This window comes from Mycobacterium sp. THU-M104 (assembly GCF_049197365.1).
Lineage (GTDB): Bacteria > Actinomycetota > Actinomycetes > Mycobacteriales > Mycobacteriaceae > Mycobacterium.
Window position 1 is genome coordinate 24,848 of record NZ_JBMIOP010000167.1, and the last position, 9,360, is coordinate 34,207.

Genomic DNA, 9,360 nt, shown 5'->3' on the forward strand with positions numbered 1-9,360 from the left:
GTGACCGAACGGACCCTGGTACTGATCAAGCCCGACGGCGTCGAACGGCGGTTGGTCGGCGAGATCCTCAACCGCATCGAGCGAAAAGGCCTCACCATCGCGGCACTCGAGCTTCGCCGTATCGACAAGGAGCTGGCCGCCCGGCATTACGCCGAACACGAAGGCAAACCCTTCTTCGGCTCCTTGCTTGAATTCATCACCTCCGGACCGGTGGTGGCCGCACTCGTGGAAGGACCGCGGGCAGTCGCCGCGTTTCGCCAACTCGCCGGTGGCACCGATCCGGTGGACAAGGCCACGCCGGGCACGATCCGGGGCGATTTCGGTCTGGAAACGCAGTTCAACCTGGTTCATGGCTCGGATTCGGCCGATTCGGCCACACGCGAGATAGCACTCTGGTTTCCCGACGCGTAGCGGTCCGAAAGCTCGGGGGCACCGGTCCGGCAGCGTGATGTGGGATAGTGACAGAGGGTGAACGTCGCCGGACCGGCGTCAGACACCCGGATGAAGACTTGGACAAGCGCGACAATCGCCCTCGGTGATTTGGCGCTGCATGTCAGGTCGTCATTCAGTACGGCGTCGAGTGCGTTGGACACCAGCCGCTCGGGGCGAGGCCATTGACAAGTCCGGGAGAAGTGACCCGGGCACATAGCGCAGCCCTCGCGTGGCCGCGTCGCAACGACGCGCCCGGGGGCTTGAGGAGAATACGTGGTAGACGGTGCCCCAACTTCAGACACATCACGCGGACCGACGCCGCCGGAGGACCTACCGAACCGGCTGAGGGTTCATCAGCTGGCCCGGGCGCTGGGCACCAGCAACAGGGAGGTGCTCGACGCGCTCGTGGCGCTCGACGGGCAGATGCGCAACGTGCAGTCCGGCGTGGACCGTGAGGACGCGCTGCGGGTACATGAACTGCTCTTCGCCAAGTCCCCGGTGGAGGTGGTGGCATCCACGGAGGAATCACTGTCCCCGCAGGTGCCGGAGGCTGGCGGGAAGGCGGCAGTCGCCGCAAGTACGCAAAGGGATGAAACCCTTCTCGACCGTCCGCATTACATGCCCCTGTTCGTCGCACCGCAACTGGTAGAGGCCGACGAAGGCGGCGAAGGCGACGAAGGCGATTCGGATGACTCCGACGACAACGACGACGACGAGCAGACCGACAGGCCGGCCAACCGGCGGCGCCGCCGTGGCCGCCGAGGCCGTGGCCGCGGTCGCGGTGAGCAGGGTGGGCCCGACGGCCAAGGCGACTCCGGTGACGACGGGGAGGCCGGTGGCGCCTCAGACTCGGACGGCGACGACGACTCCGAGGACACCGACTCCGGTGATGACGAGAACGGTTCGGCGGAGGGCGGCACCCGCCGCCGCCGCCGCCGCCGGCGCCGCAAATCGGGATCGGGCGATGACAACGACGAGTCTGCGTCGCCCGACGACCCGCCGAACACGGTGGTGCACGAGCGTCCTTCACGCGGCGGCAGGAGCGGCGCCTCCGACGGTTCCGGCAACGGCACTGCCGGCACCGAGATCAAAGGTATCGACGGCTCGACCCGGCTGGAAGCAAAACGGCAACGGCGCCGTGACGGACGCGACGCGGGACGGCGTCGCCCACCGGTACTGACCGAAGCCGAGTTTCTGGCGCGCCGCGAGGCCGTCGAGCGGGTCATGGTGGTGCGTGACCGGGTTCGCGACGAACCGCCGCACCCGGGGGCGCGGTACACACAGATCGCGGTGCTCGAGGACGGGATCCTCGTCGAGCATTTCGTGACGTCGGCTTCGTCGGCATCGCTGGTGGGCAACATCTACCTCGGAATCGTGCAGAACGTGCTGCCGTCTATGGAGGCGGCCTTCGTCGACATTGGTCGTGGCCGCAACGGCGTGCTCTACGCTGGGGAGGTCAACTGGGAGGCGGCGGGGCTCGGCGGCTCCGACCGCAAGATCGAACAGGCCCTCAAACCCGGTGACTACGTCGTGGTCCAGGTCAGCAAGGACCCGGTCGGACACAAGGGTGCGCGGCTCACCACGCAGGTGTCGCTGGCAGGGCGCTTCCTGGTCTACGTGCCGGGCGCGTCGTCGACGGGGATCAGCCGCAAGCTGCCCGACACGGAGCGCCAGCGGCTCAAGGACATCCTGCGAGAGGTGGTTCCGTCGGACGCCGGGGTCATCATTCGCACCGCGTCCGAGGGCGTCAAAGAGGAGGAGATCCGCAAAGACGTCACGCGTCTTCAGGAACGCTGGAAGCAAATCGAGGCCAAGGCGGTCGAAACCACGCAGAAGGCCGCCGGCGCGGCTGTCGCACTCTACGAAGAGCCCGACGTTCTGGTCAAGGTCATCCGTGACTTGTTCAACGAGGACTTCTCCGGCCTGATCGTCTCTGGTGACGAGGCGTGGAAGACCATCAACGAGTATGTCGACTCCGTTGCGCCCGAACTGGTTTCGAAGCTGACCCAATATGAGCCCGCCAGCGCCGAGGGCCCGGACGTCTTTGCGGTGCATCGCATCGACGAGCAGTTGGCCAAGGCGCTGGACCGGAAGGTGTGGCTACCCTCGGGCGGCACACTGGTGATCGACCGCACTGAGGCGATGACGGTGATCGACGTCAACACCGGTAAATTCACCGGGTCCGGGGGCAACCTCGAGCAGACGGTCACCAAGAACAACCTGGAGGCGGCCGAGGAGATCGTCCGCCAACTGCGGTTGCGCGACGTCGGCGGCATCGTGGTCATCGACTTCATCGACATGGTGCTCGAGTCCAACCGCGACCTTGTGCTGCGCCGGCTGACCGAAGCGCTGGCCCGAGACCGCACCCGCCACCAGGTGTCCGAGGTGACCTCCCTGGGCTTGGTGCAGCTGACCCGCAAGCGGTTGGGAACCGGGCTCGTCGAGGCGTTCTCCAGCTCCTGCCCGCACTGCGGTGGCCGGGGCATCCTGCTGCATGCCGATCCGGTCGACTCGGCGCCACCGAACGGCCGCAAATCCGAACCCGGCGGTCGGCGGGGCAAACGATCGAAGAAGAACCGGTCCGAAGAGCCCGCCGGCCAGCCCGCCGTGGCCAAGGTGCCCGTGCATGCTCCCGGTGAGCATCCGATGTTCAAGGCGATGGCGGCGGGGTCCTCGACCGGTGCTGCGCGCGACGACGACGAGTCCGACGAGTCCGGCGACGAGCTCGACGGAGATGCCGAGGAGCAGGGCGCGTCCGGCCCGGAAGACATGGACCAGGAGGACTTCGACGGTGACGGCGACGACGAAGACCTCGACGACGAGGACGACCTCGACGAGGAGGAGGACCTCGACGAGGAGGACGACCTCGGCGGTGACGACGATCTCGACATGGATGACGAAGACGAGGATCTGGACTCCGCCGACGTCGACGCGGGGTCGGACCCCGACGACCATGACACCGCGTGGGTTGCCGGCCGGCCACGCCGGCGCCGCGCGGCGGGCCGGCCGGCCGGCCCGCCGATCCAGCTGGACTGAACGGGAAAGTGCGTCCGGTTTGACCCTGTAGCCGCTGGTCACGTAACCTTGGGCAGTTGTCGCGGGGCGGGGCGGGCAGACCGGCTCCGCTTGAGCGGGCCTTCCGGGCGATCGGCACGGACCCGCACCCCAGACCCACCACGCACGCCGCCGGTGGCATGCGCGCGAAGCGTTTCTGAGCAGAGGCGAGAAAGAGGCAGGAGCAACGATGGCGACGTACGCAATCGTCAAGACGGGCGGCAAGCAGTACAAGGTCGCCGTCGGGGATGTGGTCAAAGTCGAGAAACTCGAGTCCGAGCCGGGCGCCCAGGTGTCTCTGCCGGTCGCCCTCGTGGTCGACGGCGCCACCGTCACCACCGACGCCGCTGAGCTCGCCAACGTCGCGGTGACCGGCGAGGTGCTCGAGCACACCAAGGGTCCCAAGATCCGTATCCACAAGTTCAAGAACAAGACCGGCTACCACAAGCGCCAGGGGCACCGTCAGCAGCTGACGGTCCTCAAGGTCACCGGAATCAAATAGCGAAGGCGGCAGTCATGGCACACAAGAAGGGTGCATCCAGCTCACGCAACGGCCGCGACTCACAAGCTCAGCGGCTGGGCGTCAAGCGGTTCGGCGGCCAGGTCGTCCAGGCCGGCGAAATCTTGGTCCGCCAGCGCGGCACCAAGTTCCACCCGGGCGTCAACGTGGGGCGTGGCGGCGACGACACGCTGTTCGCCAAGGAGTCCGGCGCGGTCGAGTTCGGGGTCAAGCGCGGCCGCAAAACGGTCAGCATCGTGGTGGAGGCCTAGCGGGCGGACGCCTGGCTTTCCCGGGCAGTCGGCACGCGAAATCGATTTTCGCAGAAGGTCACTCGCACTTGTGCGAAACGTCGATCTCGGGTCAACCGGTTGCTGGGGTAGGTGAGAGGATCTTCGATGCCCCGGTTTGTCGATCGTGTCGTCGTCCACACGCGGGCGGGCTCGGGCGGTAACGGCTGCGCGTCGGTCCGCCGCGAGAAATTCAAGCCGCTGGGTGGTCCCGACGGCGGCAACGGTGGCCGCGGCGGCAGTGTCGTGTTCGTCGTCGACGCCGGCGTCCATACGTTGCTGGATTTCCATTTCCGGCCGCACATCACCGCGCCGTCCGGCAAGCAGGGGATGGGCAGCAACCGGGACGGGGCGGCCGGCGAGGACTTGGAGGTCAAGGTTCCCGACGGCACCGTCGTGCTGGACGAGAACGGACGGCTCCTGGCCGACCTGGTCGGGGTGGGCACCCGTTTCGAGGCGGCCGCCGCCGGCCGCGGCGGTCTGGGAAACGCCGCGCTGGCGTCACGCGCCCGCAAGGCCCCCGGCTTCGCGTTGCTCGGCGAGCCCGGTCAGTCGCGCGACTTGACGCTGGAGCTCAAGACGGTCGCCGACGCCGGGCTGGTCGGGTTCCCGTCGGCCGGGAAATCCTCGCTGGTCTCGGTGATCTCGGCGGCCAAGCCGAAGGTCGCTGACTATCCGTTCACCACGCTGGTCCCCAATCTCGGCGTGGTCTCGGCCGGCGAGCACGCGTTCACCGTCGCCGACGTGCCCGGCCTGATCCCGGGCGCGTCAGCGGGCCGCGGTCTGGGCCTGGACTTCCTGAGGCACATCGAGCGGTGCGCGGTGCTGGTGCACGTGGTGGACTGCGCCACTGCCGAACCGGGTCGCGACCCCGTGTCCGATATCGACGCGCTGGAAGCCGAACTCGCCGCCTACACGCCCACGTTGCAGGGGGACGCTGCGCTCGGCGACCTCGCCGAGCGTCCCCGTGCGGTGGTGCTCAACAAGATCGACGTGCCCGAGGCGCGCGAGCTGGCCGAGTTCGTCCGCGACGAGATCGCCGAGCGGGGCTGGCCCGTGTTCCTGGTATCCACGGTCACCCGGGAAGGTTTGCCGCCGTTGATCTTCGGGCTGTGGCAGAAGATCTCGGCGTACCGCGACTCCCTGCCGCCCGTCGTGGCGCGCCGGCCGGTCATCCGGCCGGTTCCCGTCGATGACAGCGGCTTCATGGTGGAGTCCGACGGGCATGATGGGTTCGTCGTCACCGGGGCCCGGCCCGAGCGCTGGATCGGCCAGACCAATTTCGACAACGACGAGGCCGTCGGTTATCTCGCCGACCGCCTGGCGCGCCTGGGTGTCGAAGACGAACTACTGCGGCTGGGCGCCCGGCCCGGGTGCGCGGTGACGATCGGTGAGATGACGTTCGACTGGGAGCCGCAAACGCCCGCCGGGCGACAGATACCCATGTCCGGGAGGGGCACCGACGCGCGACTGGAGCGTACCGGGCGCGTCGGCGCCGACGAACGCAAGGCCGCCCGCCGTCGCCGGCGTGAACACGACCCCGTTGACGGCGCGTGAGCGAGCATCGCGCGGCCATCCGGTCCGCCCGCAGCCTGGTGGTCAAGGTCGGGAGCAACGCGCTGACCACACCGTCCGGTGTGTTCGACGCCGGCCGGTTGGCCGGACTGGCCGATGCCATCGAGGCGCGCATGAAGGCCGGTACCGATGTCGTCATCGTGTCTTCGGGCGCCATCGCCGCGGGCATCGAGCCGCTCGGCCTGTCAAGGCGCCCAAAGGATTTGGCGACCAAGCAGGCGGCGGCCAGCGTCGGGCAGGTCGCGTTGGTGAGTTCGTGGAGCGCGGCGTTCGCCCGGCACGGTCGCACCGTCGGGCAGGTGTTGCTGACCGCGCACGACATCTCGATGCGGGCCCAGCACACCAACGCCCAGCGCACCCTGGACCGGCTGCGGGCCCTGCACGCAGTGGCCATCGTCAACGAGAACGACACGGTGGCCACCAACGAGATCCGGTTCGGAGACAACGACCGGCTGTCGGCACTGGTGGCCCACCTGGTGGGCGCCGAGGCGCTGGTGTTGCTGTCCGACATCGACGGCCTCTACGACGCCGACCCCCGCAAGACCCAGGGCGCGCGGTTCATTCCGGAGGTGTCCGGCGCGGCGGATCTGGACGGCGTGATCGCCGGCCCGGGCAGCCACCTGGGCACCGGCGGAATGGTGTCGAAGATGTCGTCGGCCCTGCTGGCCGCCGATGCCGGGGTCCCGGTGCTGCTGGCCGCCGCGTCCGATGCCGCGACCGCGCTGACCGACGCATCGGCCGGTACGGTGTTCGTCGCCCGGCCCCATCGCATGTCGGCCCGCCGGTTCTGGGTGCGCTATGCCGCCGAGGCCGCCGGCACGCTGACCCTCGACGAGGGGGCGGTGCGGGCGGTGGTGAGCCAGCGCCGTTCGCTGCTGGCCGCCGGGGTCATCGCGGTGTCGGGGAGGTTCTACGCGGGCGACGTCGTCGAATTGCGCAACCCGGATGCGGCGGTGGTGGCCCGCGGCGTGGTCGCCTACGACGCCTCCGAACTGGCCGCGATGATGGGCCGCTCGACCTCGGTGCTGCCCGACGATATGCGCCGGCCCGCGGTGCACGCCGACGACCTCGTCGCGGTGAACGGCCCCGCGGGAGTGGTCAGTTGAAGGGGTTGCTGTTGGCCTGCCACGCGGCCGATTCGGGTCGCGGTCCGTAACGGCGGGCGTAGTCGTCGTGCATCTGCGCTTGTTTCTCGTGCTTGAGCGCATCGACGAGGTTCGGGTCGAGGCCGTGCTGCGCCAGCCGGTGCCGACGCCAGACCTTGTTCAGGGCAAGCGAAACCAGCAGGGCCCAGATGTAGACCGGCACGGTCATCTCGGTGTGCACGTACAGCGAAGCCGGTAGTAGCCAGAACGGGGCAAGGACGACAAGCGGTGGTATCGCCCAGCGGATCATGTGCCGGCGCACGGCGCCTCTGCCCGCCAGGTCGTCGGCGACCCAGGCGCGCATCGAATCCGGCAGGCACCGGCCGTACGAGTAGGCGATGTATTGGAACGGGTTGGGTTTGTCGCTGGCCATCGTGGCTCCTAGGGGCGAGGATTTCAGGACGGTAAAGCTCCGGCGGCCAGGGCCGCGGAGTTGATCCGGGTCAACACCTGGTGCAGGTGGGCAAGTTCGCCCATGTCGACACCCAGACGTGCGACGACGGCGGACGGGACTTCCTGCGCGCGTCGACGCAGGTCTATGCCACGGTCGGTGAGTTCCACCGCGGTGGAGCGTTCGTCGGCGGGGTTTCGGCTGCGCGTGATCAGCCCGAGCGCGTCCAGGCGTTTGAGCATGGGCGAAAGTGTGGCCGAATCCGACTGGAGAATGGCCGCGATCTCTTTGACTACCAACGGTTTCTGCCGCCCCGATGATTCCTTCCGGTGATCCCAGAGCGCGAGCATCACCAGGTACTGCGGGTGAGTGAGCCCCAGCGGCTCCAACAGCGGCCGATAGACGGCCAGGACGGCGCGGTTGGTGATGCTCAGCGCGAAACATACCTGCTGCTCGAGGGCCAGCGGGTCGATCTCCGGCACGAGCTGGGTCATATCTGAATCGTACGCTATTGGTTAGCGTACTAGTAAATTTTCGGCACTCGCACCCCCAGATGCGCAGCATGCCAGAATGTTTCTTCAAGCGTGGTGGTCGGCGCCGCTTTGTGACCGGGGGCTGCTCTTTTGCGCTGATCGATGTCCTTCGCGCAACCCGCAGCGAGCCCTGCGGCTGCTCTGAGCGTACTTAGCCTTGTTTTGCGTCTGAGTTAATGCGGCAGGAGCGGCAAAAAATACCCAGCCAGATGTGGGCGTGTCGGACACGTCTGGAGGATTGTCATGTCGTCTGCTGGCCCGGTGGAAAAGGGACGCAAACCGCGGCGGGTGCTGCCGCCGAGCGAGAAGTGGGAGTTGTTCGCGGGTCGACCGCACCACGGTGACGACGATCTGCCGGTCGGCGAAGGAGAGTGCCCTGGCGGCGCTGTCGGCGACACCGGGACGTCCGGGCAAGAGCGCCGAGCAGGTCGAGTTGGAGGAGGCCAGGGCGGAGCTGGAGCAGCTGCAGGCCACAATCACCGCGCAGGCGGTGGAGCTTCATCTGTACCGGGGAAAATCGCGCCGGGACTGACCGTCGGCCCAGTCCCGGCGCGTGTGGAGGCATCTGTCAAGGCCGGCATCTGCGACCTGGTCGATCACGCGGTGGTGCACGGCTGGTCGGCCCGGTCGGCGTGTCGGGTACTGGACGCGGACGACACGCGGGTGGCCCGTTGGGCCGCGCGCCGCACCGCCGGCGAACCGCTGGACGACGCCCCGCCGGGCGGCAACCCTCTGCACGGTCTGCTCGAGTGGGAGGCCGACGCGATCGTGGAGTTGTTCAAGCAGTGGGGTCAGACCGACCGGTCGCACCGTAAGCTCGCGCACCGCGGGTCACGGATCGGTGCGGTTCATGTGTCACCGTCCACGCTGCAACGCGTGCTGCTGGCCAAACAGCTTGTGCTGTTTGGGAATCCGCCTCGCGAACCCACGCCGCGCAAGCCGTGGCCGGACTGGCTGGAATGGAAACCGAACCGGATCTGGGGCTACGACTTCACGCACTTCCCGCGTGCTCAACGCGCCGCGGTCGCGATCATCGACATCGTCTCCCGCAAGTGGATCACCACGGTGTGCTCGGCCGAGGAATCCTCCACCCAGGTCAAGATCGCCTTTTCCCGCGCCCTGGAACACGAGGACCTGTGGCACGCCGCCGACCTGGCCGCCACTGACACGCTCGTCAAGGCTCTCGTCGACGGCGACGCCGAGGTCATCGACCGGGCCATCGCCGACGGCGAGCGGCCACTGCTACTGGCGATCAGTGACAACGGCCCGCAAATGCGCTCACACACCACCCGCGAGTTCCTGGCCGGCGTGGCAATCGCCCGCCAGTTCGGAAGACCCGGAGTGCCCCAAGACCAGGCCTGGATCGAGACCCTGTTCGGACACGTCAAGGGCGAATGGCCGCACCTGGAGAAGATCCGCGACGGCGCCGAACTCGACGCCG

Annotated in this window: 10 protein-coding genes; 8 read left to right on the plus strand and 2 right to left on the minus strand. The window is 68.1% G+C overall.

The window, feature by feature from the left end:
* The 6 genes from ndk to proB all read left to right on the plus strand — a co-directional run bounded on the left by ndk (position 1) and on the right by proB (position 6,956).
* Complete coding sequence (gene ndk / locus ACOJVU_RS13675) at positions 1-411, plus strand: nucleoside-diphosphate kinase (protein WP_421530271.1); 411 nt, start codon at positions 1-3, stop codon at positions 409-411.
* A 294-nt stretch (positions 412-705) separates the two neighbouring features.
* Positions 706-3,468, plus strand: a complete 2,763-nt coding sequence (locus ACOJVU_RS13680; RefSeq protein ID WP_421530259.1) for an Rne/Rng family ribonuclease — start codon at positions 706-708, stop codon at positions 3,466-3,468.
* A gap of 208 nt (positions 3,469-3,676) precedes the next feature.
* Positions 3,677-3,988, plus strand: a complete 312-nt coding sequence (gene rplU, locus ACOJVU_RS13685; RefSeq protein WP_421530260.1) for a 50S ribosomal protein L21 — start codon at positions 3,677-3,679, stop codon at positions 3,986-3,988.
* Between the two features lie 14 nt (positions 3,989-4,002).
* On the plus strand, positions 4,003-4,257 hold the full coding sequence (gene rpmA, locus ACOJVU_RS13690) for a 50S ribosomal protein L27 (protein ID WP_421530261.1): 255 nt from the start codon (positions 4,003-4,005) through the stop codon (positions 4,255-4,257).
* 126 nt (positions 4,258-4,383) lie between these two features.
* On the plus strand, positions 4,384-5,832 hold the full coding sequence (obgE, locus tag ACOJVU_RS13695; RefSeq protein WP_421530262.1) for a GTPase ObgE: 1,449 nt from the start codon (positions 4,384-4,386) through the stop codon (positions 5,830-5,832).
* On the plus strand, positions 5,829-6,956 hold the full coding sequence (gene proB, locus ACOJVU_RS13700; protein ID WP_421530263.1) for a glutamate 5-kinase: 1,128 nt from the start codon (positions 5,829-5,831) through the stop codon (positions 6,954-6,956). The genes obgE and proB overlap by 4 nt, the downstream gene beginning before the upstream one ends.
* On the opposite strand, the gene ACOJVU_RS13705 is transcribed toward proB, so the two are convergent.
* On the minus strand, positions 6,949-7,368 hold the full coding sequence (locus ACOJVU_RS13705) for a DUF5313 domain-containing protein (protein ID WP_421530264.1): 420 nt from the start codon (positions 7,366-7,368) through the stop codon (positions 6,949-6,951). The genes proB and ACOJVU_RS13705 overlap by 8 nt on opposite strands.
* A gap of 23 nt (positions 7,369-7,391) precedes the next feature.
* A complete protein-coding gene (locus ACOJVU_RS13710; RefSeq protein ID WP_421530265.1) occupies positions 7,392-7,880 on the minus strand; it encodes a MarR family winged helix-turn-helix transcriptional regulator in 489 nt (162 codons plus the stop codon).
* A gap of 379 nt (positions 7,881-8,259) precedes the next feature.
* Here ACOJVU_RS13710 and ACOJVU_RS13715 point away from each other — a divergent pair, with 379 nt between their 5' ends.
* Both ACOJVU_RS13715 and ACOJVU_RS13720 read left to right on the plus strand, forming a co-directional pair.
* Positions 8,260-8,451, plus strand: a complete 192-nt coding sequence (locus ACOJVU_RS13715; protein WP_421530266.1) for a hypothetical protein — start codon at positions 8,260-8,262, stop codon at positions 8,449-8,451.
* A gap of 23 nt (positions 8,452-8,474) precedes the next feature.
* Positions 8,475-9,360, plus strand: an 886-nt coding sequence (locus ACOJVU_RS13720) for a hypothetical protein (RefSeq protein ID WP_421530267.1), incomplete at its 3' end; no start/stop codon positions are given.